We start from the raw sequence: 24898 nt of genomic DNA, 5'->3' as shown, positions 1-24898 counted from the left end.
CTGTTTTTTGGACTAGACAGCAAGACAAGCACAAACTGCAAAATCGCACTTGATAAAAATGACGATATCGCCGCGTATGTGCTTAAGATTACCTCTGGCGGGTCGCGTCCGTCAGTCATTGCAATCGACAGCGACATACCGCCAAGCACGCCCAAAAAAGGTTTAGCTACGTAAAGATAGCGAAACCTTGTATCGATGTTATCTACTTTGACAAAGATTGACCCAATGCCGCCCAACATACAAAATATCCATACTGGCAGCCAAGATGTTAAAAATGGGGCGGTAATGCCCCACTGATTAACAATCGGCTTGGGCGCTACATCGCCAACTTGTGCAACTGCGACTGTTGATATCATCAGCATGAGCGCAAATACCCAAAGCGCCGATGTTTTAACTCGTTTTTTTGGCATTTACGCCCCCTTAAAAGTAAAAACCCACCGAGTTGGTGGGTTAGCATTGGATTAAAGTGTTTTTAAGTAGTCAATAATCTGTTGCTCTGTTAACGATACGTCTAAGTACAACTCAAAATTATATAAATCCAAATCATTAGGTGGCGTGTCGGAAAAAGACCTGGTATTAATACCTACGCCAGTTAAATCATTAGGGGTAGTTACCGAACCAAAAGCAGCAGAATACTTTTTATTACCTACAAATAGATACACCGTACCTGGTACGCTATATATGGCAAGCGTATGCACAAGATTATCCATTGGAGCAGAATACCCACTAAGATTTTCCATCCTTTTTGGGTCTAATAGAGTAGCTACATTAAAATTAGCTGTAGCTAATGTACCTTGACCCACTGAAAAAAGTCTATCTGAACCTGAAAAAATATCGTTTAAACGATATTTCACGGCCATAAAAGTACCCCTATCATTTCTAGTACTCATTACAGTACCAGTGCGAATACCCTTTTGCGGCATAGCTAAGTAAGCACCGTTTGCATCACTTTTTACAGTCATTGCACCTGTGCCGACCCCTATGAATGGGGCAGGATTAGTGGTTTGACCAAACCTACCATCAATAAGTATTTGGGTAGGGTCTATGTTTGTAGATGTCCCCAGTGCAGCTAAATAAGTAGAGGGTCTAATTGCTAAATCAGGCTCACCAAGAGCTGTGATAACTGGGCGAGCGGCGTAATCATTGATTGATTCGTTTAAGCGGATAATATTAGTCATAGTAATACCTTTTTAGTTAATGGCTGACGTTTCAAATTGGTTTTTAATTGCTGCGATTGCACATTTTTGTGCGATTAAGATATTGTCAGTTGTAACACCAACACTTGCCCCGTTTTGTCCTTGTATGCCCTTAGTAGCTAACCAAGCATCAGTTGGAGCAATACGACTACCAAAGATTGATTTGCGTAAATTAAACACCTCAAGCCATTTAAGCGTTACTGCATAAGCTGCAACAAGCGCAGGGATACCATCTTGTAGATGCAAACCATCTTGGGTCATGTTGCCTGCTTGACCTAGTGTGCCTAGTACTGTACCCCTTGCATTTTGTATAGCTGTATTATTGGGTATCGCATACTCAATCGGTGTGTCCCGCAATACATTTTTAACTGCTTGTACTTGCGCTGTGTAAAACTGTGCGCTGGTTGTAATAGCTGGATTCCAACCCCAACCACCTTCGGGTGACGCTGGGATGGAGTGCCAACCTAATTTTGTGGGGTAGGTAATATTGCCATAGATATAATTAACTAAGTTGTTTAAAAACGGCTGATAAGTTGAATAATCACAACTACGAGCAGATTGTTGTTGCAACGTGATTGTGTCAAAGTCTGCGTAATTTAAACCTTCTTTTAGTGTTTTACTGCCCAGTGATTGCCATGCTTCATTTTCAGATTTATACACTTCTAAATCATAGACTTTTGAATCATTACTCGCAAAATTCCAGTGCTGTTCAAGAGTACATCCTCCATAAAATAGCACTGCAATCTCAAAGTTGGTAATACCTATCTCTTTAAGCAAAAACGGCACATACATAAACGCATCTTGCGTAAACGAGTTACCAATACCTAAAATTTTAAATCGCTTATCATTAACAACAGCGCTTGTTTGTTTGGGATAAGCATTACCGTCTTTATAAATAGCAGATAAAACTCGCCCGTTTTTATCTGTAATTGCATAGCTAAAATTTGCAGAATTGACAGGGGTTAGAACCGCATCTTTAATAAATTGCTTGGTGCGCTCTGTCAATCCGCCGTCAGCAGCCACTTCAATCCATGTTCTACGCCCGTTTTTATCAGTAAAAATAGCCAACTCTGTGCCATTTGCACTACCCGATAAAACGGTACTATTTTTAACAGTATCATCGGTGTAATTTTTAGCCTCAGTCAGCGCGTCATAGCCTTTAACCCACGCGCTGCCTGTGTAACGATAATCGCCATTATTAGTGACAGTATCATTCATCACTTTTGCGACCTGACCAGTTTTTGCGCCAGCGCTTGCTTGCAGATTAGCAAGCGTGTCAAACGCGCCATAATAGCCGCCATATATACCCGCCACTTTTGCATTAATATCGACTTGCGCTTGCGCTGCTAAGTTGCTTACAAACTCAACTTTGCTGTTAATCGTTGCGATTGTCCAAATCATCCGCCCAAGTCTTGAGCGGATTTGTGTGTCAGGCGCGCCACTCATTACATCTGATAATGTTTGCAAATCAAGCGAGCCGTTTTGCATCTGCTCGACCGTCATGATATTCGCCATTAAATTTACTCCATAAAAAAGCCACCTTCGCAGTGGCATTGGTGGCTAGTTTGGGATTAGGTTGTTTTGATAGTCACTATCGTTTTGATAGTAGCGCGGGTCATATAAAGTGGCTGTAATTGATGTTTCAAATAATGATTGACTAGATTTCTCTTCTATCAAGTAGGCATCAAAATTTGTGGTACCTGGCGCCGTGATTGCAAACGCCGTATGACTGACGCCATTAGTTACTAATGGCATTGTAGGTATACGCGCTAACTGCACCGTGTACTCATCAATAATCGATGCGATATCAATCACATCAACAATGCCATTTTTAAGCTGCAAATGGATTGTCAATCCAGTCAATGATGTATCTGGTAGCGGGTAATCAAGTGACAATACAAGATTATTCTGTGCTTCAATCTCGCCTGCGCACAATATCGGTACCGTTGAATCAATAACGGCGATGCGATCCATCTTAGTGACCAAGTCCGCTTCACCATACGCGCCAAACTCGATGGCTTTTCTGCCATACTTCAGCTTATTCCACGCGCGATTAGCGATAAACCATGCTTGAGCTTTATTAGTCACGCCGCGTGTTTCAATCGTTTTGTAGTTTGTTCGCAAACTATCAGGCAACTTTATAACTGCTTCGGCATAATTATCATCTGGGTTCCGCCATTTAAGCTCAACGCCATCATGATTATCTTTGATACCAAATGCTTCACTTACTGTTAAGCTATCTGGCTTCATATTACGATGATTGAATAACAGTAAACTATTAGCGGTTTGACGCTCGAATGCAAAATAATGCTGTCCGTTTTCTCGTCTTGCATTGCAAAAAACCGCTTCAGCGACCAGAGCAATCATTTCTTGATAGCTGGCGTTAGTATCATCAAATGTATAATTAAACTCTGCGGTTTTTTCGGTACCGAAATAATTTATAACGTCATTTGATACCACTCTTAACGCTGCAGTATCAACTTCATTTATTTGCATACGCCCAATATATGGGTCGGTAGCCATAGCTGTCACGATATCCGCAAAGTTTCTTGTTGCCACAAAACCATTTGCTGTGTTTATTTTGCGTGCGAGTATCATGTTGAGCTCGCTGGCATTGGTACCACTACCGATAGCTAAGCGGCGCAAGCGCACTACAGTATCAAGCGGATAAGACATTTTTACTGTCTCGTAAAAACTATATGCTGATTCAACAACTACGTCATTGATAAGATTAGTGTTTTTACCGTTACCATCGTCATTGACGCGTTTTGTTCTAAATCTAAAAGCGCCTTTGAAGGGTAACGATTTTTTAAGCGTTTGTCCGATAGCATTACGGCTAAACGGTACGCCTGTCAATACCAGTCCTTCTCGGTAAACCGCGCCTGTAGGTATGCCATCCACCACCATTTGATACTGCACTTCGATAGCAACTTCTTTGTGCAACTCGCCTTCAGATATCCCATTGGGCGCAACGAAATTAATCATAAAACCAGTGCTATCTTGATTACCTGCGTGATACCAGCCGATCCAATTATCACGCGAGCCGCTAATTTTAATAACACGGCTTGATAACTTTGATTTTTGTAGTTCTGTTAATTCGCCAACGCTATTCCAATTTGCATTGACCATGCCTGGATTGACAAATGTAAGTTTTGTGCTTGTCAAATCAGCAATGGTATATGTGCCATCCAAGCTAAATAGATAACTACTATTTGTCAAAAAAGCCGTTGTTTTAGCATCAACTGGCGCGGACAAAACACTTAAATCAGCGCTCGTTGCTACCACAATCGAATTTTTATCGGCACTTAAAATTGGATAGCTACCCGACAAGTCAATAATATTAACATTTGTTAATACTTGGTGGTTCGTTGTTGTGCTATCACTATTTGTTACCGTTACGGTTTCTGACTTTGATGTATCTATAAATAATGAGCTGATATTTATAAGTCTGTATTGCGCCACATTATTAATATTGGTTGATGATGTGATAATGATAGTGCCATCTAGATTTACCCTAGCTGTGCCTGCTATAAACGAGTCGCCATCAGCGGTTAAAAATGCGCCTGTGATTTTGACTTTTTCGCCAGTTTTAAATCTCTTTGTAAAATCCACGCTAGATGATAGTGTTGATGTCACCCATTCGTTGCCCTCAAAAATATTACTCTCACTGGTAACTGTGGTACTTGCCGCATCAATACCAGTAACACTATAAGCAAGACCAGATGTTTCAACAAATGCGCTATTTGGTGGTACTAAATTTTGTTTGCCGTCAACAGAACTAACTTGCTTGGCAACCAGCGGTACATTGTCAAAATACTCACCGATACTAATTTTTGGCGTTGACGTAACAAGAGATTGATTGGGATCATAAATGCTAATCGAAGCACCCTCGATTGTCTGTATCGGTGTTTCGCCCTCTTTGATGTCAGACTGTTTGATATCAAAATAACCGGTACCAACACATAGCAGGCATTCTTCGACTTGGATATTGTTGCGGTAATACCGATAAACTGGTGCTATCAAGTCAGGGATTGATTTTACTTTGCCGTAAATATCTGGCACACGGCCGCCAACGCGGTGTTGATTTTGACGCTGAGCAAGTGAATTGTTAGTTGACCCATTAACGCCACCCAAGTCTTTAGGCGGCTTAGGCATGTTCATGTAAGTATAAACAGCGGTCGCTACAGACAAGATTGCTGCCGCAATCATTATGGTGCCAGGGTCACCCGCATGACAAACGACTTGATACAAGCCACTAGCATCTTTTAATGCCCATGCTTGCTCTTTGGTCTTGGGTGTTACATCATTTTGCGCACAGATAGCATCTTTGTATAAACGCGCTGTAGGGTATTGCTCACGAATTGCCAGCCACTCAGTCAAAAGGCATTTGTATTCGCGCGTTACGGACTCGGTCGCATCAAGTGGATTAGTGAAAATTCTTAGCATTGTAAAACCTTAGTCGTTTGTATTCTCGCTGCAATTGACGGATTGACTGATAGCGTGTGCCACGTTCGGATAAATGCAGTACGCTACCAGCGTAGTACAATCCAACGTGTAGGCGATTGTCTAATTTAGTCATCAATACTACCGTGCCGTCTGTGGGTGCTTGTACGCGCTCGCTATTTTTAACGTTATGACGTGATGGATTCCCATTGCTATCAAGCGGTTTTGACAAACCTAGAAAATTATCAGCGAAGTCATACCCAAATAGATACTGCCCAGCCTCAATGACAAAATGTACGCAATGATACGATACTCGGTCATGCTGCCTATCTAGTAAACAATCGATACTTTTCACAGTAAGCCTTTTAAGTCAGGATAATCATTAAGATTGTACGTTCTGCCAGTTTTCACTGTATTTTTGTCAGGTGTCTTGGCTTCAAAGGTTGTGGCTTGATGGTCACGGCTCATTGATGTAACGTATAGTCCTTTTATCACATCGATTGGCGTTTCTTTGGCTAACACCATGCTGCCTGCGTCATACGCGTAAGCGCGGTAAACAACTTGCGGATATTCATCGCTATTTGCTTGTCGAATTTTTGCAATAAGCGGCGGGACAATCTCGCCTAAATCCCCTAGAGTGATTTTAAGGTTTTGGTCAAGATTGTCCGTGGTTTCGCCTTTATTGATTAGTAGTGGCGCAAAATCATAGACAACGTATTGACCTAGTTCATTTCGCGCTGATAGCCCATCCGCATGGTTGGTCACAATACGAATTGGCTTATCCCATGTGCTATGGCTGACTTCCAACGTCTCAAGTAGTGCGATTTGAGGCGCACTGTCAAGATGAAATTCCTTGATATCGTTAATTGTCACCATCACGCAAGCCCCGCTGTTGCATTAGGTAAATCTTGATTGACTAATTTTTCTAGTAGGTTGAAATACACATCAGGATTGCCATTGGTTGTATTCCAAATGTAGATAATTTGCTCATCAAAGTTTTCACCGGTTCGATTATTTTTAGCACGTACTTCAAACGATACTTTGTACTTCAATCCATCACGCTCACCGATTTCGAGCGAATCCGCCACGAACTGGCACTCGTAATCTTTGGCAGTATCATCAAACATCAAACGCCACAAAAAAGGCTGTGGCTTGTTTTGTGTGTGTAACCGCCAGAACGCATAAAAGTATTGTTGTTTGGATTTACTATCTAGTAAAACAGACACCCGCGCCTGGTGCACATTATTGACAAACTGCACACGTTGCCGGGCAAATCCACCAAGCAAGGCTTGCTCAAGCAAGCCATTGCCTAATTTTGGATTGTAGCCAGACTGCAGCGGGCATAATGCAAAACTGTTCATTGACGGTTAAACCTCGCTGTTGTGTGTTTCTGTATCTGCCGTGACTCAAACGAGTTAGCTTGTGCGACTTTACCCCAGGACCGCTTAATCATCTTGTCCACCACATCAATAGTAACCGTACCATCAGGTTGACGCTCGGCAGTCACTTGAGCAGATGAATTGTTATACACATTCACATTGCCGCCAGTGGTATTTTGACGCTCATTCAGATAACGGGTTAAGTCTTTATTTTGCCGTGGAGATAGGACGCGCTCACCCTCGTCGAGCAAGAACGTGGTTTCTTTGGGCACATAGTCCAAGCCTCCGTGTGCGATACCTGAAATCTGAGGTACTTGAAGACCTTTAATTTTTGCTGCACTAGCAATTTGTATGCCGGCGGCAGCCCATGACATTGGTCCAGCAAGATATGGACCCACTAAAGGTATCGCTGAAATTGCGGTATAAACAGCACTTTGTGTTTTATGTACATTCAAGGTAGCTTGATAGACTGCATAAGCCCTATCCATAGCTGCAGCCGCACGATAAATTGACGACTGCTCACCGAAAAACACTCTAGCTGCTTCTGCTTGATTTCCAAAGGCTTCTTGCGCTTGCCTAACTTGCAAATCTTTCTTTTGCTTCTCTAAATCAGCAAGTTTTGCGGCGTAGTCAACGTCAAGCGCGTACAGTCTGGCGTAATGCTCTTGCCTTGCTTGTTCAAGCAAGGCATTACGCTCGGTTTCATCGTCAATTCTGAAATTGCCGCGCTCGTCAGTGGCGTTGATTTCGTTTTGACGGTTTTCATACTGACCATAAAGCGATGAGTATTGATTGTTATAATCACGCTGCATTGACCATTTGTTGTATTGCTCAGGACTCATTGACGCTTTCATGGTGCTATCGAGATAGTCATTAGCAGACTGCATGACGCTTTTATTCATATCGTCATTTAGCTTGTCGATTAATGCTTTTTGCGCTCGAGCTTTTTCAGCTTGCGCCCACTTAAAGTTTGCTACGTCTTTTTGGTAGGATTCGTTTTGAAGGGCAACACGACGGTCGCGCTCGGTTGGGTCATTGGCAAAATCGCGTTTAATTTCACGCAGTTTTTTATAATGCTCGATATCAATTTTCTCTTCTTCGGTCGCATATTTGAGCGCGATTGATGAGGTGTACTCGTACATCTCATCGTAATAACGATTTTTCTCTTCCTTAGTGTACTTCGCCCATTTAACCGAGTTTTTAGCGTAAGTTTTATCAATAAGAGCAAGATTATCTTTGTGTTTGGCTTCAATCACTTCATCTTTTGTTGCGTAACGTTCAAAGATAGTTTGTATATTTCGTTGACGTTCTTTTTCTCGCTGTTCGGCTTCGCGTTTGGCATCTTCATTTGATTTGGCAATCAAACTATATGATTCTGACTTAGCAGACGAATAAGGGGATTTAGCGGTGCTAGAACCCCCTTTGATACCTTTTGATGCGGGTGACTGATGGAGTAGGTCAACCGATAGTCCGTCTTCAAACACAATTCGCTGAACGTACCCGCCGCCTTTACTATCATAAAAATTACTGACATTTTTAACGGGTACTTTGGTGGTGATTGGTGTACCCACTGGCATAGCAAAGTCAATACCGCGATGGTATTTAGATGCCCCATTAACACCGATATTGCCACGATAACCATAGTCAGATGTTTTGCGATAAGCGGTCAATGGTTTGCCATCGGCTTGGAAACGCGCTAATTCTGCCGAAGTTAATCGACGACCACCACCAGATACGCGAATATCCAAATGCGCGCCACTACCGATGCCGCTATTACCACTGATTCCCACTAGACGCGCTTGTAATTTTTCAAGTGCCTTAGCGTGATTAAGCGTGGACTTTGCGGCCTTATCTCTTGCATCTGCTTCATCATTCGCTTGTTTAGTGCTTTTACCCAATCCAGGCATTTGCTTGTTTTGCGCCTGAATCATCGCATAGTTTGCTTGAGTGAGTTGGTCAGTGGCAGCGATTTGACCATTGACTGCATTACCGATAGCAGTGTCAAGACTTTTAAATCGGTTAATGACTGAATCAGCCCAGTCTGATCCGAGCGACTTCATAGTGGCATAGCCATTTTTCAGTACTTGCATCTTGGCTGTAAGGCCATCCGCCATGATGAAATCATAGCCTGTAACAGCAATGTTACCGAATTGCGCCATAACTTGACCAATGGTATCGCCAAGTAAAGCTATAGCTCCGCCAAATACCATGATAATCGAGGCAGTGCCTTTGGCCAACACACCCACACCTTGAATAATGCCACCAAGTGCGCTACCTTTTTCCCCACTACTTAAGAAATATTGAGCAAGGCTGCTAAGTACCGGTATCATCGCGCCAGCTAATTGAGATTTAAATCCATTAAAACGCTGGTGTACTGACTGCGTTTGTGCTGCCAATAGTTGTGACTGCTCAATCGCTTCTTTGGTTTTGATGACGCCAGCTTCTTCGAGCGCGTCACGATACTTGTTTAAGATAGCTCCACCGTTATCAAAAATAACAGATAGATTACCCAAGTCACTGCCAAGTGATTCAAAAATAAATCGTTGTTCTTGAGCAGATGCGCCCACCTCATCAAGTTTGTTTTTGATAAGCTGAATCGCCTCGACGCCATCTTTGCCAGATAACGTCTTACCAAATTGACGAATCTGATCTTCTGTCATTTTGGTATTGTTTTTTAAAGCGTCAAAAAAATCAGCTGCGCCACCGCCTTCAGTGGCAGTAAATTCGCCTAACTTTTCCTGTGTATCTGCCAAGATGCTGGCCAATTGCTCTTGGTTTACGCCCAATCCTTCAGATGCTGCTGCCAGTGTCTGAAAATTTTGCACAGAGGTATTCGCGCGGTTAGCGAATGCTGCCATCTCAGCATCTGCTTTGGCGGTTTCGATTGCAAGCTTAGATAATGCACCCAAGCCAATAGCAACACCGCCAACTGCCATACCAGCAAGCGCGCCGCCTACTTTGGTGATACTGCCTTCGATTGAGCCAAACCGCTCATTAAAGCCGTCAATGATACCACCAAGCTGAGTGCCGCCTAGCTCATTTGCCAAGTGTTCACGAAACGCGCTTACAGATTGCTGCATATTGCGTGTGCGGTCGGACGTTTCACGCTCTGCGCGGCTCATACCGTCGGTAAATTCTGACAGGCGCACTGCTAAATCTAGCGTCAATCTTCCAAGAGAGGTAGTAGCCATGGCATTTTCCTTAAGGCAGCACAAAAGCCCCACCAAGCAAGCCTAGTAGGGTTTTGAATTGAGGTTGAAGTTAGGGATTTTTAGCTAAGTCTTGCCATAATAGCATTGACGATAGCAGGCAATTTTTCTTTACTGACACCATCGTTCTTGCCCACAATATCAACAATGCTATCGCTATCGACAATCCAGTGTTGATTTGGGATTAACCTTGCCCGCACGCCTTGATTGATATCAAAGTTCAGCATGATTTTACTGTTTTCCAGCATTCGGGTGACGATGCCTTCTATGATAATCTTCTCATGCACCACAGGAGAAGGAGGCAATACACCGCCTAGCCGTTGTACTTCTTTTTGTAGGTCAAACACATAATTCATAACAATGTCAGCAGTTTTTTCATCAATCAAACCATTGTTTCTACTGACTGGCTTATTTTTCACCATCATAGTTTCATACACATAGGCGATGGCTTCAGGGAGTAGGGGTGTTGGGATATCAATAATATTGTCATAGCCAAATTTGCCCCCGACCATTTTATAGACGTCACTGATTGCCATATTGCCAGCAGATAGTTTGGTACACGCAGCGACTAATACAGCGCGTTGGGTGCTATCGGTGCGGGTGACCATGGCGTCAAATGCGCGGATGACGATTAGGGCAAATTTGGGTGATATCCACATGGCATAGCGGTATACGATTTCTTTGCAAGCATACGTGCCACGATTGTGACCGCCATTAACTTTTCTAATCACTTGGTCACTGTGCAAATTTGCACACTGCATAATTTCTTCAGCCAATTCAGTGACTTCTTGGTTACGAATAAAGAATGCGGGGCGATGTTTTTCAATATTGCCACTTGCTTTGTGCAAATCATTCAGCGAATAAAGACCATCTACCATATTGATGACAGTTTCGGCAATGGTGAAAGTTTGATTGGTTACTGCGATTGCATTCATGATGAACTCCTATGTGATTTTTTTCGATTAAAACCACCCAAAGATAGGGTGCCAAGAGGCTCGAAACCGCACATAGACGGCGGACAGTTTTCCCCTTGCGGGTATTGTATGGCTGTCACCCTCTCGACATAACTGGAGTCATCACAACAACACAGGCATGTTAAGAGTTTGTCGTATTTCAGACATAAAAAATCCACTAGGTTTTCGTAAGTGGGGAACGCTATGTGTGAGTTTTCGAGGCTCAAGGCAAATCATATAGTAAAAAACCCACTTTGTGAAGTAGGTTATATTATTTCTTATAAATTTTAGTACATATAGCAGATATCATAGGGATGGTTTTTAAAGCAGTACAACAACTCATTTTCATCAATATCGTCAAAGTGTTTGCGCCTGAATAAACCATCTCTAGTATATGATACACTATCATCGCTATAAGCGTAGACGAATTCATAGTTTCTATGTCTATAACTTAGATTAAAATAATTTCCACCCGACACTGTTCCAGTTGATACAGTACAAGTACCTGTGTCAATCACGGTATCTCTGTCGAACCTATAGCAAGTTGCTCTCTGATCTGCTGTGAGTTCAGGTTCTGAGTTGGTAGTAGCATATACAAAACATGGTAAAGATGCTAAAACACTTACCAATAATATCTTTTTCACACTATCTTCTCCTACAATAATAAATACAGCATAAAAGGCATATTGAGAGGTGGTTGCTTATTTAATTATTTGCCAAGTAATTTATCATTAACTCAAGTACATCAGCATTATATGGTTGTTTAATCGACAGACTGCGAGTTTTGCCATCCTCAGAGTTAATGTCTAACCCATCGCTAAAAACTGTATAACCAATAAGTTTATTAAATGAATAATTAAAGGACTTCTTTCTGCCTTTGAACATCATGCGCTGATTTGTAATGATAAAATCACCGTTATCAACTGCAACAATGCCTGTTTTGCTTACCATCCTTCCTTTTTGTTGGCCAACTCTAAAACTTACGCCCTTGGCAACTCTAAAATTTACACCAGATGAGCCGCCTTGATAGTTTCTTGATATCACCCTTTCTTCTAATAAATCTGCATTAATAATAAAATGTGCAATTTCGCCACTTTTTAAAATCAATCCGCTGTTGCTGATTACTGGAAGCCTGCCAAATTGAATTTCTCTAAGCTGATTGTGAATGTTTAATATAGCTACCTCGTTTGGGATTTCAGCATCAGAAACCTGCAATACTTGCTGTACTTCGTATATATTTTGTCTTTCTTCCTCAGTCAAAATACCATCGCCGAGTACAGCCTTAAAAGCAGTCTTGTAAGCTTCAATTTTTACTTTGTTAAAATCTTCTTCTTCAATGTTGTACCTTGCAGCCAACTCATTTATGAGTGATAACTCAGAATCAGTTATCTTTCCATCAGAACAAATCTCAAGAAGTTTTTTTCTAAAATCTAGCTTATTGGTTACGTCTAATTTTGCTTCCTTGACTTTATTTACTATATTTCCGAACAATGCCATGCTACATTCCTCCTTCAAGGTTGAGTTTGTAGCATATCGAAAAAATGTTGACTAATCAATTGACATCAACCAAGCCTGCCATTTGTTCTTCAAACGATATTTCAATATCATCTTCATGTGGCATTAGCTCAAGCGGGTCAACGCGTTTATGCGCTTCAACTTTGCCATTGTGGTAAAACGCCATTAAATTACCGATTGATTGCTCAACACGCCTTCCAACGTTAAGACTACCACGTCTTTGGCGGTATTCTGCCCACTGCATGATTTCAGTTTCAGTGAGTGTGGCTTTAACTTCAGCGATTGAATTACCGCCAATGCCAGCCAGTGCTAACTCAAAGAAGAACTCGTCTTCTCCTGCGATTTGCCCTCGACTTCGGCTTTCTTGTCCAGATACTTTTTTAGGCTTTTTGTTCCATAAATTTCATCAAAGATGGCATTTGCCAGTGGGTGGATAAAATTATCTTCGACTTGTTTTTTGGTAAACATTACTTTGCCATCTTCATCAACCAATGACTTGGCAATCCATTCGGGGATAACAGACTCGTCTTGTTCGCCCAGGCGCTTGCGAAATCGCTCACTTTCAGCAAATGCCAATTCTTTGATACGCACATCGACTTCACCAATTTCGCCATCGGGTAAGGGGAACTCAATGGTTACATCGCGAATGTTTGAAATTAATGAGCCGTTTTTGATGTCTTTTAATGATAGTTTTGACATGATTCACCTAGAAAAAGCCGCTTGTTAGGCGGCTTGGTTGATTGAATAATTGGATTTAAGCGGGTAGTTTGTAGAGAGTCGTTACTTTTGTTTGACGCTTCAAGGGGATTGTGTGGTTGACTAGGCTGTCAGGGTCAAATACTGGAGAGTTTTCGCGCAGCTTTGCAATAAAGCTAGACCAAGTTCGTGTGCTCGGCAAAGTCACTTCAGTACCAGTTAAAGTAGGTTCGCCGGTACCGTCAGACCAACCAACATACATTTCAATGGTTTCCTTGTTAGAGGCTGCTTGCACCAGAGTCATGTGACTGGCATTTTCAGGGTCAGTATCAATACCAATAGAGCCTTCACCTGGGGTATTTAGACCCCATTCGCTTGTCTTGGTGTCGGTTTCATCAAGACAAGTGCTGTCAATTTCGGTCTGACTGTCATCACCAAAAGCGATGTTTTTGACGCAGTTGACCTTGGTCAAGGTCGGTTTGGCTGGGTCGCCATGTAAAATCCATACGCCCATACCCTGGGTAAGGACGCCTTTTTTTACTGTTGCCATGAGTAGCTACTCCTATGTTGGCGTTAAAAAACCCGCAGTAGCGGGCAGTGGTAAAATTATCGTTCTAAAATCCAGTTGGCATCAAAGCCACGGGCATAAAGTTTGGTATCAGGCTCATAGTTTGATAGCGCTGGGTTATTTATCCAGCACAAATTTTCAAGCGCCTGACGTGCCAATTCGCGTACGCGATATGCCCGCTGCAAATCTGTATCGTACACCATGAGTTGAAACTGGGTATCATCAAAGTTTGCTGGCGCATCTAAGTGATTATTGGCTTGACCGCTGATTGTCTGCCAAACGATATAGGGCAGTGGTGTTTTATGCGGCGCAACGTCTTCAAAGACTTGCTTGGTTGGGTCAAGTATCGCTTTAAGCTCAGCGCTGGCGTTTAAGTTGCGGTAAATGGGTAAGAAGCTCATCGGGCAATCTCTTTGTCTAATTGGTCTTTAAAGTCAGTGACAAACCCATCTTGCACCCCATCAACATTGTTGTTTAAAGCCGGACGCAGAAATGGCTTGGCGGCTGTGCGCGATGTGCCAAGTTCCACAAAGCGCCAGTACCATGTGTCGCCCCCGGGATTCTCTTTACTGCCAGCTGTAGCATAGGTTTCGCCGACTCTATTTGCTCGACGATTCGCGGTAGTATTTGCATAAGACATAGCGCCCCCACGCACACCCACTTTCATTAGTACAAAACCTTGCTTTGTTTTACTGGCTTTGACCTGGATATTTTTCCAGATGCGCTCAGGTGAATTGCTGTCATCAAGCGCCTTAGCGTTAGCAACTGCGGCTTTTCTCACAACTGCCATGGCTTTACGCGCGGAGCGGGTAGCGGCGTTTTTTTGCTTTTTTGGGTTTGACAGCTCGCGCATTTTGGCGGTGACGTCATCAAGCCCTTCGATTTGCTCTGCCATTTATTCGCCCCTTGAACGCTCGACGCCAGATGACAGTTGAAAGGTGGTATAAATCAGCCCGTTTTCGTTATCATCAAGCCCGTCACTAGCAATGTGATAAATGCGACCACGGTGCAACACACGCATATCTGTAGTAATGTCAGTACGATGACGCACCACCATACGGGCAACTACTTCAGATTGCGCGGCTTGGGCATTGATTAAATCTTTCGACGATAGCGGGGTGATTTTTGCCCAGACTTTGGCATACTCTGTCCACGTCGATGCAATCTCAAAGCCATCTTCATCGCGCCCACCGCCGCCGTATTGCTCAATAGTCACTTGAGTGCGTAATTCACCCGCTGCAATGCCCATGCTTATCCATCCAAGTATTGTGAGCCCTCTGGCTCATCTTCTTGCTCGTACATCTGAGCAATAAGCTCATTGTTTTGTTGTAGTGACTGTAAAATGATTTCGTCTTTGGCTTCGTGCTGTTCAATCAGACGTTGATTTTGCTGAATCAGTTGATTGTTTTGTTTGATCAGCTCCAGCATTAAGTCGCTGCAGCACTTGTTTGATTCGCTCACTTGCAATCTCCGCTTGTTTTTTAATCCATTCGCGTCGCGCTTCGCAGCCTTTGCATGCCATTTAAACCCCCATCACTCGATAGGGCTGCAGATGATGTTTTGCGCCCATTGGCAATTCATTCGCCGCTTTATCAGTGGTATTCTCACGATTAGCGTACAAATCGCCAAGAATCAGCAAAATCCCAATTTCAAGCGCAGGATTGACCACAATGCCGCGTATCTGCATGGTTAATTCATACTTAGCCGCTTGGTTGCTTTCTTCAATCAGCTGCAGCATTTCACCTTCTGGCGTCGGTACTGGTACGCTGGTGATTTGAACCACACTTGACAGTTGAGCAGCGGCAGCGACCCTTGCGGCATTTAATTCTTCGACAGTCGAATAAATGCGACGACCGATAAACTGCTCAGCTGTCTCGATGGCAGAAGCAAGCTTACGCTCGACTTGTGACTGATCAGCCTCGTCGGCATATACATGCTGCATGGCGACTTCGATTGGGATGATGCTCATTTTATTACCTGGTATTATTCAGACTTGTTAACAGGGTCTTTCGCCATTTTGTTTTTTGGTGGTACTGGTTCAGACTTTTCACCGATTAAACCCATTGCCATTAAGGTCTTGGCATCTTGTTCATTGGTGACAGTTCGTACATCACCTTGGTTATACTGCTTATCACCCCAGTGCTCACGTAGTACGGTATATTTCATGACTAGCTCCTTTACTATGACAAAATTAACTGCATCAATTGACTTTGGCATAATAAAAAATGCAACGATGACCAACACCGCTGCATTTTTGAGAAATTAACTATTATTTGTTGCAAAAACTAGAATTTAAGCCGTTTTCGCTGCCAATGTGCCGTAGATAAACGCTTGAGGGCGATACACTGCCAAGGCAAGGCGTTCTTCACAAAGAATCGTCAACAAGTTACGGATAAAGTCGTCGTTTTCAAAACCGACCTCGATACTCGCTTCTTCAGCATCAAAGATTTGCGCCGCCATATTAAACGCACCCGTCAAAAACTTGGTCGGTGCAATCGCTTGGGTTTCGACTACTGGTAGGCGCCATAATGTCGGATTAGCTTCGCCTTGCGGTTGGCCAATGATATAACGACCTTCGTTATCTTTTAGTGTTTCAATGGTCGCCCAGTCAATTGGGTTAAGCACGTGACCACTTGCTGGGTACTCAGCCAATACTGCTTGAAGCATCGCATAGCGAATCTGGTCGATAATCGTATAAGTCGCTACGGTGGTCGCTGGGTTAGCAAACGCGGTTGCTTGTGGGATAATACCTTTGATATTACCATTCAAACCGTCGCCATTAAGCAGCTGCTTTTCTTCAACCAGTTTAAGACCATACATCAAACGACCATCGATATAGCTCGCCAGCATTGGGGCATCGTGCATAATCTGCTTTGAGGCCTTGATATAGTGAGCAATGGTTTCGACGTTAGTCGTCACCTGGTCAAACTTCAAATCAGACTGGGCTTTTTTATCACCTTCATTTGCTTGAGCAGCGGCATTATTGGTAAAGCCAGTTTCGCGCATGTAAGTGATGGCGTTGCTGTTAGTCGTACCGGACATCAACAAATCACGGATAGTCAGGCGCATTTGATTTGGTGCGATAATGCCTTGCACGTACTGAGGCGTAACCAATGCACCCGCTGCACCAGGACTGGCTGTCGTAGCACTGGTGATAGTTTCGGCTTTGACGGACATTTTGGCATGGCGTACACCACGCGGATCAGCAATCAGTTGTTTAAACTGCTCGCTATCTGCCATTTGACGGCCTAGTGACTTGGCAACAGGCTCTTCGCCACCACGGCGGGCGGTTTTTTGCTCGATATCTTTGACTTGTTCGCTAAGTTCATTAAACTTAGTTAACGCTTCGTCAGCGCTGTCCTTAGCTGCTTGGCTAAGTTTTTCGCCTTTTTCCATACGGCCATTGATTTCTTCGGCTTGGGCTTTGACTTTGTCAGTGGCTTCAGCAAATTTCTTGGCGAGCATGACATTGTCGGCATTTTCATTGTCTTTAGTAAACATGATTGCTTCCTTAAATTGAATTTAAAATTGCTAAGATTTGAGCAGTATCATCACCGCTTTTTTCGCTTGTTGAGTTGCTGTCAGGCTCGCCCTGTAGCAGTGAGCGCAAACCATGCCCAGCGATGGCAGTGGCTTGGCTTTTTGAGAATCCTGCCTCACGCAAGAATTTCTCAAAGTCAGATAAAGAGGGTAGTTCTCCCTTCGCCAAATGCGATTTGACCGCATCGATGCGACTATCAGTGTTGGCGGGGAAAGTGACGATTGAGATTTCACGTAAATCTAGTTTGAGAAGGTTATAGACACCTTGTTCATTGTCGATGCTATATTCTTTGACGTAGTAGCCAATCGACAAACCATCGATAGCGCCATGTTTAAGTAGCGCATGGGCTTCTTTGGCTTTGGCCACATCATTGATAAGTAGTTGACCTTCGCCATACAAGCCTTTGTCATCTTCATATAGCTTGGTCCATACACCTAGTACAGTCGCTTTGTCGTGTTGCCACAAAATAGGTGGTAATTTGCCCTTGGCTTGCCATTCATTGAGCGAATCAACAAATGCACCTTTGCGCACCACGTCACCATAGCTGTCTTCAACGTCAAAAACATTACAGTAGCCCGAAAAAAAACCGTCTTCAGAGACGGTTTCGGCTTTAAAATTCATAAAATCTTTAGTTTTGATTGCCATTTGTCTGTCCTGTTTTTTGGTTTGCCACGGCTTGCAACATTTCAATCGGTGTTAAGTTGAGCTGAACGGTTAATGAGTCAGCACCTTCAACGGGTGGTAATTCTTCAAGCTCTCGCACTTCGTTACGACTCATCCAGCCATTTTGTAATGCTGATGTGTAAAACGTCGCTCGACCTTGGCTATCAGCTCGAAGCAAACCTTCGACACTGAATTTTGGTTTAAACTTTAAGCGCTCAGCGGGTGTCAGTAGTTTTTTAACAATTTGCTGTTCAATGCGGACCAGGTTTGGGCGCAAAGAAAACTGCAAGTAGCCAAGTTTCATGCCTTCGAGCGAACTTGCCCAGCTCGATGCCTTATCCGTGTGATAAATCATTTGCGGCGGTGTCGCAAAGGTTCGACAAATCTCTTCAATGCCGAAATATCTACTCTGTAGCAACTGAGCATCTTGGGGACTGATTCGCACATTACCCGTGCTGACCACTTCCATGCCAGCCTCGAGAACCATAAACTTACCAGCATTTTCAGGCTTGCCAAATTCTTCAAGGTTTGCCCGTAAGCGATCACGTTGTTGATCGTTGAGATTGGTGCCGCCAGTTTTTAAAAACCCGCCCGCCTTTAACCCATTTTTAAATTCTTGATTGGCGGCAGTGTTGGCATCAATCTGAAAACCCATGACTGACGCTTGGTACTGAATTGGTGATAAACCAATAAAGCCATCAAGCGTGAAGCCTTTTAAGTGAAACACATCGGCATCAGCATAGTTATAAACTGTCCGACCTTCACGATAAAGATAGGTAACGATGCCGTCTTTGCTGCGATAAGTCGTCACTTGCTCAGGATTTAAGACTTCAAGCGAAATTACTTGTCCATTGCGCGAACTACGCACAATATGCGCATAAGCATTACCCCATAAATCCAACGCCGCAGCCATCGCCTCCCAGAACTCACTGGCAGTCATATCAGCATTGGGCGAGTCGTGCAAAATACGATAAAGATAATGGTCTTTTGCAATAGTTTTGTCTTCGTTATACAAATGCAGTGGCAGACTTGCAATTGTTTGGCTGCGCAATCTTACACATGCCCAAACCGCTGCAAGTTTTAACGCCGTTTCAGGTGTAACTGGATTGCCCGAGGCGGTGGAAGAACCGCGATGTGATTCTGCTTTGCTGTCTTTGTCGAGGCGCTTTGTGCCAAACAAGCCACCAAATAATCGCCCCCAAAAGCTTGGTGCTGTCATATTTTTACCTACGCAATAATCATATTATCCAAATATTCATCCATACTGCTGCCACTATCCACGCCAGCCAGTACCATGGCACGGCTAATCCCCATCAACAATGCCACCAAGCCATCAATCTTTTTGGCATTGGTTTCTTTGCGTGGGAATACGTTGCCATTGGCATCTTCACGAGCCACGGTATTGCCAACCATCCATGACAAAATCGGATTGCCATCATGCTGAAAACGTCCAGATTTTATCGCAGCCTCAAGCTCACGCATGGCAGGGGAGAATGTCTTGACATTCTTGGGTATCTTGACCGTCTCATAGCCTTCATCACTGATTTTTTTAGCGACTTGAAAACCACCCCATTCATCGTAGGGAACTTCTGATAATGCTACGCGCTCAGCATCTGCAATCAAGTCATCAGCAATAGCGACCAAATCATTTTCAGCGCCATCATGGACTTCGATTAACCCTTGATTCATCCACTTTTGATAGCGGTCTTTTGCCCCGGTTTCCTCACCGTTATACACGGTGTCTTCAGGTAGATAAAACCAAGGAGACACGCAGCGATATTGAATCTTGCCATCGTCATCAACCCAATAAAACAGATTGATACGAGCCGCCATATCAACTTTGGACGCCAAGTCAATCGCCATCACACAAGGCGTGGCTTCAAAGTCTTCAAATTTAAGGTCAGGATTTGCCCTAGCTTTCCATGTTTCCATGTTAAAAAATGCGGCGCGGGCAGATACCCAAACATTGAGATGCTTGGTTTTAAAGCTGTTTTGACGTGAAGCGTTGTTAATCGCCTTTGTCTGTTGTGACTGCAGAAAGTCGGCATAAACAGAGACGTTAAAATTCGGATTGGCTTTGGCTAAAACATTGATGTCTGTCCAATCATCACCATCATCAATCGTCCAAATCCAGCCAAACAGCTCATCATCTGGCACATTGCCCAATAGCATTTCTTGGACACGTGCCCGCAACTCATAACAAGGGCCTTCGATGTTATAGCCAGCGGTAGTAATGGTAAAAATAAGCGGTTGGCGACGTGCACCCATACCCGTTTGCATCGTGTCATACAATCGGCTGTCTGGGTGTTCATGGTATTCGTCCACGATGGCACAATGTGGCGACTGACCATCTGGCGGGTCGCCAATAATCGGCTCAAAGATTGCCCCGTCTTCTGGGCGTTCAAGACTTGCTGCATTAATCTGTATACCAGCGGCTTCAATCAACTCAGGTGAGCGCAGTGCCATCAAGCGAGCGGGCTTAAATACTTCCCACGCCTGTTTCTCGGTTGTCGCACCCGAGTAAACCTCGGAGCCAAACTCGCCATCATTGGCGAACATATTGAGCGCTACGCCTGCAGCGATTGCAGACTTACCATTTTTACGTGGTACTTCCCAATATGACTCGCGGAATCGGCGATAACCGTCTTTTTTGCGCACCCAGCCAAACGTGACGGCAATACCAAATTTCTGCCATGGCTCAAGCTGAATTTTTTGGCGTTTTAAAGCCCATTCACCCTTGGTATGGGGTAGAAGCTCGATAAAAAGTATCTTTTTTTCGGCTAATTTAGGCTCAAATTTATACGGATAATCGCGACTTTTAGATTTTTTTAAATCGTCTAGGTGACGCTGACAGGCCAAAACCACCCATTTACAAGCGGGTACTTTCCCTGCTACAACTTGTTTCGCCCACTTATTTGCGATATCGACGTTTGGATAAGCTGTCATAAACGTCTCGCAAAGTAGTTACATATCAAGCACGCTCGCAAAAGAGTTGATTTTTTCTTTCTTACCCGGCCCTAAAAGACGCTGACGGGATGACGGATCAAGACCAAGCATAGCGCCGAAAGTTGCCATCTGTTTCATGGCCTCGTTGATACCAGTGAGCGCGGGGTTTTTAATTGGACCACCCATTGCCCCTTGAACAGTCACTCCGTTTTCAACAATTTCCTGTTGGCATTTACGGTAGTTCTCATAAGCCATGCAAAACGCTTCGACGTTATGCATATCTGTAATTCGCAGCACGCCGTTTTTAAGCAGCTCTGGCACAACTGACTGCCAAATCACTGGTGCAAATTCTAACCCCTCGAAATATAACGGCGGGGCAATGTCCACGACCTCGGTAAAATCAGGCGCATTTTTATTGAGTGGTCTTTTACCAGGATTACCATCTGCGCGTTTAATCTCGGTTGGCTTAGCCTTGCGACCGCGACCTGGTACCGATGCAATTCCACCCATAACCTTTACTCTTTTTTACTGTCCACTACATGAGCGTTTGAATTTTTGTCAAGCAAGGCAAATGGTAAGCCTTGGCCATTATTACGCCAGTCCACTAAAAAAGTCACATGCAAACCTGGTGGCTGCATCCCAGGTTTATACTCATCAAACTTAACTTCCATTTGACCCGGTAAAATCTTGCCCGTCTCTAAATCAACCAAGCCAAAACCACCGTCCTTCATGGGTGCAATGCCAATCATAAAATCAACCTATCGTCAACCAGTTAAACTTTTAATTTCGCGTGCGTAAAAATTTTAGGAGGGGGGCGGTCACCAGGGGCTTACCCTCTGAACTTTTCACCCACCCCCGCCACCAGCGGCGGATTCGGATTGAGTTTTGGCCTTGTGACAGGCTCGGCAAAGTGCCTGAAGGTTGTCGATGTCATCGGTGCCGCCGCTTGCCTTGTTGATGATGTGGTCAACGTCGGTGGCTGGCGTGATGCGTCCTTTAGCTTCGCATGCCTGGCATAGATAACCATCTCGCTCAAGTACTTGGGCACGTAGCTTACGCCAAGCGTAACCATAGCCACGCTCAGTCGTATTGCCTTTGGATTGCTGACGCTTTGCCCAGCCAGTGCGTTCACTGGCATGGTCATCGCAATAGCCTTGCTGACTGCGTGACTTGACCAGATTAGGACAGCCATAGTGACGGCATGGGCGACTCATTACTTTGACTCATTGACCATTGCTTCAGCTTGGGCCTTGGCTTCTTCAACGGTATCACCTTCACCGATGAAAGCGGTATCTTCAGACTCGCCATAGATAACGTATGAGTACTTACCATCTTCCAGATAAGCAACCCAGCCATCACCACTGCCAACGATGTCAGCGTTCTCAAATAACACAGCATGTTCAGTCATATCGAATCCAGGAATAAAAAAAGCCAGCCATGTGAGGATTCATGGCTGGCAAAGTAATTGGTGTGGATGTCGTTGAAGCGAGTTACTGTCCTTTTAGACGGGCTCATTGTGGCAATCCACGGTTACCCACGCTGACACTTAACGACTTTATATTGCAGTTGGAGTCTTATCGATTGACAGGCATGTGGCTCCACTTACGCTGATTGCACATGGCATGTGACTGCAATATTTTAGGCAACAAAAAAGCCACTGGCGATTAACCGGTGGCTTTATATAAAATTTGACTCTATACAAATGATACCTCGCAGTGCGGCATGCGTCAATCATTATTTTATATAGAAAATCCTTTAGATGGATCGAGCATTTGGATTTTTAAGAAATTCTCTGTTTTATTCATTTTCTCGGTATCATCGGATATATCGGACAACCAAGTTTCTACTGCATTTAACACTTCAGCGCCAAATTCGCTAACTTGTAATTGAAGGGTGGTGTGTTTTGTATTTCTGTGTATGAATATACCAGAAGTCGTAGGTTGCACAAATTTAAACTTCTCAAGAATTTCTCGTGCCCTTTGTGTAGTAATGTCATCACTTCCTTCATGTAAATACGCGCAACGTAAGGCATAAAAATCTGAGCCTGTTAAGAATACATGCTCTTGCCTTTCAGCACCTACTGCCGAAGTATAAGTTGGTTTCAAATATTTGTTATACCAATTTATTGTTCTTGCTTTTGAACCTAATGAAGGCTCGTCAATTTTACCGCAAATATCTGGCAAGGTTAATGAAATGAAAAGAACAGCATACCAATTTTCTGTATCAAGCGACTTTCTTAAAGCATTAGTAAAATTATTCATTTTATTCAGTTCCTTATTACGTTTATTATAACATTAAGATTTTGAAATCCTTTTGATGATGAAAATTTATAAAAATCATTTAAAACTGTAATAAAAATTATTTAATTTTAAACACTTACATAATATATAAGAATTATTCTTTTTACAATTAAGATTATCAGATTACAAACTCTGTGATTTGATGAACCCTAAATTCTGACGATAGCTGCTGACGTCTTTATCTATCTGTAAACTTAAATCTTTGATTTGGTCGGATAGCATTCTTTGATAGCTAAGCATTTGGTTGCTATATGTGCGGTCATTCATATTAATCCCACTGAATACCAAACGACCCTGTACCGTATAAAGCTCCCACAAATCGTACAGAGTAAAGTACAAAACCATCCGTGCCATCTTACTTGCCATGTCATCGATAGAGTAGGGACAGCCTTTAGGCATTGCTTTTTTATCCGCTCGACACTGAGCTGCCATCTTGCCCGCTAAGTGATCGGCGATAATATCAAACTGATCCTGGTCATATCCCCAGACAAGTAAGCTTGCCAGCGCACGTGCCGGCTTGGACTTAATCATGGCCACAGCTGCGCATCGGTCCTCCCATGTAACCTCAGGTGTGCCACCACCTTTGCCAATATCAAACCTGACCGTTTTTGCATGCATAGTTGACTCTAGCCATTCAAGCGCCTCAAGATTCAGTAAGCGACTTTGACCAAAACGTTTCCTCAAAATATCACTCTTCATTTATTTTTCCTTTGCTTACTGTGACGATGTTTTTTAAATTTTGACTTTCTTTTACGCTCTTTTAAATCAAAGCTTTCATCAAGTAATTCTTTGACTTCCATAAGCGTAAAAGGTTTGCGCTGGTCAAACTTGGTGTATTGCATCATGTACCTTTTTTACCCTGAGCCAATTGCGCTGATTTAATCTCCGATGGTTTCTTTGGCATCTGAACCATGCCTTTGGTAATCAGGCGATGATACTTCCATGTCATCATGCCAGCATCGCGGGCGTGCTCGCTGCATCGCTTGCCAGTCCAGCCAGTACGCTCACGAAAATCTTTCTCAGTCATCTTGGTTAAGCCTTGCAAGTGAGCAGGCGGTACTAGCAAGTAGGGGATATCGTGATACTCGCAAAACTCTTCCCAGATTGCGCCATCACGATTGACCGAGCCAACACCTTTGAGACGCTCACGTCCTACATCATGGCGTACCCATTTGCGCTGGCGTGTGTCTTCGATGCAGACTATAAATTCATGACCATAAACTGGGCATGATGGATTAAGCGTACCCTGATAAGTTTGCATGACAACTTGCTGTGCTTGAATGATGCCCAAAGTCTCAAGCTCTGTAATTGCACCATTAAAGTTGATGGCAAACCCCGTCTTGGTGCCAGTATCGATGCCTATGATGATCAATTAAATTCTCCAAAGTGTGACTTGATGATTGCTGAAATAATTTTGTTAGTTTTGGCCAGTTTAGGGTTAGCAGTCTTGAATGTTAATTCTAGGGGGCGCTTTCGGCACTTCTCGCAT

32 protein-coding genes are annotated in these 24898 nt (G+C 43.5%); 1 reads left to right on the top strand and 31 read right to left on the bottom strand.

Annotated features, from left to right (window positions below; all coding sequences use genetic code 11):
- From RT143_RS05245 to RT143_RS05115, 27 genes are all read right to left on the bottom strand, one after another.
- The coding region (locus RT143_RS05245; protein ID WP_313091646.1) for a hypothetical protein at nucleotides 1–410 on the bottom strand (410 nt) is incomplete at its 3' end.
- Nucleotides 411–461: 51 nt separating this feature from the next.
- Nucleotides 462–1178: a hypothetical protein gene (locus RT143_RS05240; protein WP_313091645.1), complete on the bottom strand. Its 717-nt coding sequence runs from the start codon at nucleotides 1176–1178 to the stop codon at nucleotides 462–464.
- Nucleotides 1179–1190: 12 nt separating this feature from the next.
- On the bottom strand, nucleotides 1191–2711 hold the full coding sequence (locus RT143_RS05235; protein WP_313091644.1) for a DUF4886 domain-containing protein: 1521 nt from the start codon (nucleotides 2709–2711) through the stop codon (nucleotides 1191–1193).
- Nucleotides 2712–2756: 45 nt separating this feature from the next.
- Complete coding sequence (locus RT143_RS05230) at nucleotides 2757–5642, bottom strand: host specificity factor TipJ family phage tail protein (protein WP_313091642.1); 2886 nt, start codon at nucleotides 5640–5642, stop codon at nucleotides 2757–2759.
- Nucleotides 5623–5994 (bottom strand): hypothetical protein, encoded by a 372-nt coding sequence (locus RT143_RS05225; protein WP_313091641.1) that lies wholly within the window; start codon nucleotides 5992–5994, stop codon nucleotides 5623–5625. Before RT143_RS05225 ends, RT143_RS05230 begins: the two co-directional genes overlap by 20 nt.
- Complete coding sequence (locus RT143_RS05220; protein ID WP_313091640.1) at nucleotides 5991–6515, bottom strand: DUF1833 family protein; 525 nt, start codon at nucleotides 6513–6515, stop codon at nucleotides 5991–5993. Before RT143_RS05220 ends, RT143_RS05225 begins: the two co-directional genes overlap by 4 nt.
- Nucleotides 6515–7000 carry a hypothetical protein gene (locus tag RT143_RS05215; RefSeq protein WP_313091639.1) on the bottom strand — a complete coding sequence of 162 codons (486 nt, stop codon included), beginning with the start codon at nucleotides 6998–7000 and terminating at the stop codon, nucleotides 6515–6517. The genes RT143_RS05220 and RT143_RS05215 overlap by 1 nt, the downstream gene beginning before the upstream one ends.
- Nucleotides 6997–10209, bottom strand: coding sequence for a hypothetical protein (locus RT143_RS05210; RefSeq protein ID WP_313091638.1), 3213 nt, complete (start codon nucleotides 10207–10209; stop codon nucleotides 6997–6999). The genes RT143_RS05215 and RT143_RS05210 overlap by 4 nt, the downstream gene beginning before the upstream one ends.
- Before the next feature lie 80 nt (nucleotides 10210–10289).
- Nucleotides 10290–11162: a KilA-N domain-containing protein gene (locus RT143_RS05205; RefSeq protein ID WP_313091637.1), complete on the bottom strand. Its 873-nt coding sequence runs from the start codon at nucleotides 11160–11162 to the stop codon at nucleotides 10290–10292.
- A 723-nt stretch (nucleotides 11163–11885) separates the two neighbouring features.
- A complete protein-coding gene (locus RT143_RS05200; protein WP_313091636.1) occupies nucleotides 11886–12677 on the bottom strand; it encodes a hypothetical protein in 792 nt (263 codons plus the stop codon).
- Nucleotides 12678–12732: 55 nt separating this feature from the next.
- Complete coding sequence (locus RT143_RS05195; protein ID WP_313091635.1) at nucleotides 12733–12939, bottom strand: hypothetical protein; 207 nt, start codon at nucleotides 12937–12939, stop codon at nucleotides 12733–12735.
- Nucleotides 12940–13004: 65 nt separating this feature from the next.
- A complete protein-coding gene (locus RT143_RS05190; RefSeq protein ID WP_313091634.1) occupies nucleotides 13005–13394 on the bottom strand; it encodes a phage tail assembly chaperone family protein, TAC in 390 nt (129 codons plus the stop codon).
- A gap of 55 nt (nucleotides 13395–13449) precedes the next feature.
- Nucleotides 13450–13941, bottom strand: a complete 492-nt coding sequence (locus RT143_RS05185; protein WP_313091633.1) for a phage tail tube protein — start codon at nucleotides 13939–13941, stop codon at nucleotides 13450–13452.
- Nucleotides 13942–13997: 56 nt separating this feature from the next.
- Nucleotides 13998–14360, bottom strand: a complete 363-nt coding sequence (locus tag RT143_RS05180) for a DUF3168 domain-containing protein (RefSeq protein ID WP_313091632.1) — start codon at nucleotides 14358–14360, stop codon at nucleotides 13998–14000.
- Complete coding sequence (locus tag RT143_RS05175) at nucleotides 14357–14854, bottom strand: HK97-gp10 family putative phage morphogenesis protein (protein ID WP_313091631.1); 498 nt, start codon at nucleotides 14852–14854, stop codon at nucleotides 14357–14359. The genes RT143_RS05180 and RT143_RS05175 overlap by 4 nt, the downstream gene beginning before the upstream one ends.
- On the bottom strand, nucleotides 14855–15208 hold the full coding sequence (locus tag RT143_RS05170; RefSeq protein ID WP_313091629.1) for a phage head closure protein: 354 nt from the start codon (nucleotides 15206–15208) through the stop codon (nucleotides 14855–14857).
- 2 nt (nucleotides 15209–15210) lie between these two features.
- The gene (locus RT143_RS05165) at nucleotides 15211–15420 is read right to left on the bottom strand and encodes a hypothetical protein (RefSeq protein ID WP_313091628.1); all 210 of its coding nucleotides are present in this window, start codon (nucleotides 15418–15420) and stop codon (nucleotides 15211–15213) included.
- Nucleotides 15421–15481: 61 nt separating this feature from the next.
- Nucleotides 15482–15928, bottom strand: a complete 447-nt coding sequence (locus RT143_RS05160; RefSeq protein WP_313091626.1) for a head-tail connector protein — start codon at nucleotides 15926–15928, stop codon at nucleotides 15482–15484.
- A gap of 14 nt (nucleotides 15929–15942) precedes the next feature.
- Complete coding sequence (locus RT143_RS05155; protein ID WP_313091624.1) at nucleotides 15943–16125, bottom strand: hypothetical protein; 183 nt, start codon at nucleotides 16123–16125, stop codon at nucleotides 15943–15945.
- A gap of 126 nt (nucleotides 16126–16251) precedes the next feature.
- Nucleotides 16252–17460 (bottom strand): phage major capsid protein, encoded by a 1209-nt coding sequence (locus tag RT143_RS05150; protein ID WP_313091623.1) that lies wholly within the window; start codon nucleotides 17458–17460, stop codon nucleotides 16252–16254.
- 10 nt (nucleotides 17461–17470) lie between these two features.
- Complete coding sequence (locus RT143_RS05145) at nucleotides 17471–18139, bottom strand: HK97 family phage prohead protease (protein ID WP_409519690.1); 669 nt, start codon at nucleotides 18137–18139, stop codon at nucleotides 17471–17473.
- Nucleotides 18129–19382, bottom strand: coding sequence for a phage portal protein (locus tag RT143_RS05140; RefSeq protein ID WP_313091621.1), 1254 nt, complete (start codon nucleotides 19380–19382; stop codon nucleotides 18129–18131). The genes RT143_RS05145 and RT143_RS05140 overlap by 11 nt, the downstream gene beginning before the upstream one ends.
- An 8-nt stretch (nucleotides 19383–19390) precedes the next feature.
- Entirely contained in the window at nucleotides 19391–21109 is a 1719-nt protein-coding gene (locus tag RT143_RS05135; protein WP_313091620.1) for a terminase large subunit, read from the bottom strand.
- 18 nt (nucleotides 21110–21127) lie between these two features.
- A complete protein-coding gene (locus tag RT143_RS05130) occupies nucleotides 21128–21619 on the bottom strand; it encodes a phage terminase small subunit P27 family (protein WP_313091618.1) in 492 nt (163 codons plus the stop codon).
- A 5-nt stretch (nucleotides 21620–21624) separates the two neighbouring features.
- A complete protein-coding gene (locus tag RT143_RS05125; protein WP_313091616.1) occupies nucleotides 21625–21858 on the bottom strand; it encodes a hypothetical protein in 234 nt (77 codons plus the stop codon).
- Nucleotides 21859–21954: 96 nt separating this feature from the next.
- Nucleotides 21955–22323 (bottom strand): HNH endonuclease, encoded by a 369-nt coding sequence (locus RT143_RS05120; RefSeq protein WP_313091615.1) that lies wholly within the window; start codon nucleotides 22321–22323, stop codon nucleotides 21955–21957.
- Nucleotides 22323–22517: a hypothetical protein gene (locus tag RT143_RS05115; protein ID WP_313091614.1), complete on the bottom strand. Its 195-nt coding sequence runs from the start codon at nucleotides 22515–22517 to the stop codon at nucleotides 22323–22325. The genes RT143_RS05120 and RT143_RS05115 overlap by 1 nt, the downstream gene beginning before the upstream one ends.
- A gap of 41 nt (nucleotides 22518–22558) precedes the next feature.
- Here RT143_RS05115 and RT143_RS05110 point away from each other — a divergent pair, with 41 nt between their 5' ends.
- Nucleotides 22559–22720, top strand: a complete 162-nt coding sequence (locus RT143_RS05110) for a hypothetical protein (protein WP_313091613.1) — start codon at nucleotides 22559–22561, stop codon at nucleotides 22718–22720.
- A 128-nt stretch (nucleotides 22721–22848) separates the two neighbouring features.
- Here RT143_RS05110 and RT143_RS05105 read toward each other — a convergent pair whose 3' ends face one another.
- From RT143_RS05105 to RT143_RS05090, 4 genes are all read right to left on the bottom strand, one after another.
- Entirely contained in the window at nucleotides 22849–23370 is a 522-nt protein-coding gene (locus tag RT143_RS05105) for a hypothetical protein (protein ID WP_313091612.1), read from the bottom strand.
- A gap of 162 nt (nucleotides 23371–23532) precedes the next feature.
- Nucleotides 23533–24108, bottom strand: coding sequence for a hypothetical protein (locus tag RT143_RS05100; protein WP_313091611.1), 576 nt, complete (start codon nucleotides 24106–24108; stop codon nucleotides 23533–23535).
- Nucleotides 24105–24254: a hypothetical protein gene (locus tag RT143_RS05095; protein WP_313091609.1), complete on the bottom strand. Its 150-nt coding sequence runs from the start codon at nucleotides 24252–24254 to the stop codon at nucleotides 24105–24107. Before RT143_RS05095 ends, RT143_RS05100 begins: the two co-directional genes overlap by 4 nt.
- The gene (locus RT143_RS05090; protein WP_313091608.1) at nucleotides 24251–24781 is read right to left on the bottom strand and encodes a hypothetical protein; all 531 of its coding nucleotides are present in this window, start codon (nucleotides 24779–24781) and stop codon (nucleotides 24251–24253) included. Before RT143_RS05090 ends, RT143_RS05095 begins: the two co-directional genes overlap by 4 nt.
- Nucleotides 24782–24898 lie beyond the last annotated feature (117 nt).

Origin of the sequence: Moraxella sp. CTOTU48268 (assembly GCF_032069585.1) — a bacterium.
GTDB lineage: Bacteria > Pseudomonadota > Gammaproteobacteria > Pseudomonadales > Moraxellaceae > Faucicola > Faucicola cinerea.
This window is presented reverse-complemented; position numbering and strand designations above follow the sequence as displayed.

Excerpts from the sequence above, each read along its gene's own strand:
- RT143_RS05240 (WP_313091645.1), bottom strand. The coding sequence starts at position 1,178 with ATGACTAATATTATCCGCTTAAACGAATCAATCAATGATTACGCCGCT.
- RT143_RS05235 (WP_313091644.1), bottom strand. The coding sequence starts at position 2,711 with ATGGCGAATATCATGACGGTCGAGCAGATGCAAAACGGCTCGCTTGAT.
- RT143_RS05230 (WP_313091642.1), bottom strand. The coding sequence starts at position 5,642 with ATGCTAAGAATTTTCACTAATCCACTTGATGCGACCGAGTCCGTAACG.
- RT143_RS05220 (WP_313091640.1), bottom strand. The coding sequence starts at position 6,515 with ATGGTGACAATTAACGATATCAAGGAATTTCATCTTGACAGTGCGCCT.
- RT143_RS05215 (WP_313091639.1), bottom strand. The coding sequence starts at position 7,000 with ATGAACAGTTTTGCATTATGCCCGCTGCAGTCTGGCTACAATCCAAAA.
- RT143_RS05210 (WP_313091638.1), bottom strand. The coding sequence starts at position 10,209 with ATGGCTACTACCTCTCTTGGAAGATTGACGCTAGATTTAGCAGTGCGC.
- RT143_RS05205 (WP_313091637.1), bottom strand. The coding sequence starts at position 11,162 with ATGAATGCAATCGCAGTAACCAATCAAACTTTCACCATTGCCGAAACT.
- RT143_RS05200 (WP_313091636.1), bottom strand. The coding sequence starts at position 12,677 with ATGGCATTGTTCGGAAATATAGTAAATAAAGTCAAGGAAGCAAAATTA.
- RT143_RS05195 (WP_313091635.1), bottom strand. The coding sequence starts at position 12,939 with ATGCAGTGGGCAGAATACCGCCAAAGACGTGGTAGTCTTAACGTTGGA.
- RT143_RS05190 (WP_313091634.1), bottom strand. The coding sequence starts at position 13,394 with ATGTCAAAACTATCATTAAAAGACATCAAAAACGGCTCATTAATTTCA.
- RT143_RS05185 (WP_313091633.1), bottom strand. The coding sequence starts at position 13,941 with ATGGCAACAGTAAAAAAAGGCGTCCTTACCCAGGGTATGGGCGTATGG.
- RT143_RS05180 (WP_313091632.1), bottom strand. The coding sequence starts at position 14,360 with ATGAGCTTCTTACCCATTTACCGCAACTTAAACGCCAGCGCTGAGCTT.
- RT143_RS05175 (WP_313091631.1), bottom strand. The coding sequence starts at position 14,854 with ATGGCAGAGCAAATCGAAGGGCTTGATGACGTCACCGCCAAAATGCGC.
- RT143_RS05170 (WP_313091629.1), bottom strand. The coding sequence starts at position 15,208 with ATGGGCATTGCAGCGGGTGAATTACGCACTCAAGTGACTATTGAGCAA.
- RT143_RS05160 (WP_313091626.1), bottom strand. The coding sequence starts at position 15,928 with ATGAGCATCATCCCAATCGAAGTCGCCATGCAGCATGTATATGCCGAC.
- RT143_RS05155 (WP_313091624.1), bottom strand. The coding sequence starts at position 16,125 with ATGAAATATACCGTACTACGTGAGCACTGGGGTGATAAGCAGTATAAC.
- RT143_RS05150 (WP_313091623.1), bottom strand. The coding sequence starts at position 17,460 with ATGTTTACTAAAGACAATGAAAATGCCGACAATGTCATGCTCGCCAAG.
- RT143_RS05140 (WP_313091621.1), bottom strand. The coding sequence starts at position 19,382 with ATGACAGCACCAAGCTTTTGGGGGCGATTATTTGGTGGCTTGTTTGGC.
- RT143_RS05135 (WP_313091620.1), bottom strand. The coding sequence starts at position 21,109 with ATGACAGCTTATCCAAACGTCGATATCGCAAATAAGTGGGCGAAACAA.
- RT143_RS05130 (WP_313091618.1), bottom strand. The coding sequence starts at position 21,619 with ATGGGTGGAATTGCATCGGTACCAGGTCGCGGTCGCAAGGCTAAGCCA.
- RT143_RS05125 (WP_313091616.1), bottom strand. The coding sequence starts at position 21,858 with ATGATTGGCATTGCACCCATGAAGGACGGTGGTTTTGGCTTGGTTGAT.
- RT143_RS05120 (WP_313091615.1), bottom strand. The coding sequence starts at position 22,323 with ATGAGTCGCCCATGCCGTCACTATGGCTGTCCTAATCTGGTCAAGTCA.
- RT143_RS05115 (WP_313091614.1), bottom strand. The coding sequence starts at position 22,517 with ATGACTGAACATGCTGTGTTATTTGAGAACGCTGACATCGTTGGCAGT.
- RT143_RS05110 (WP_313091613.1), top strand. The coding sequence starts at position 22,559 with ATGGCTGGCAAAGTAATTGGTGTGGATGTCGTTGAAGCGAGTTACTGT.
- RT143_RS05105 (WP_313091612.1), bottom strand. The coding sequence starts at position 23,370 with ATGAATAATTTTACTAATGCTTTAAGAAAGTCGCTTGATACAGAAAAT.
- RT143_RS05100 (WP_313091611.1), bottom strand. The coding sequence starts at position 24,108 with ATGAAGAGTGATATTTTGAGGAAACGTTTTGGTCAAAGTCGCTTACTG.
- RT143_RS05095 (WP_313091609.1), bottom strand. The coding sequence starts at position 24,254 with ATGATGCAATACACCAAGTTTGACCAGCGCAAACCTTTTACGCTTATG.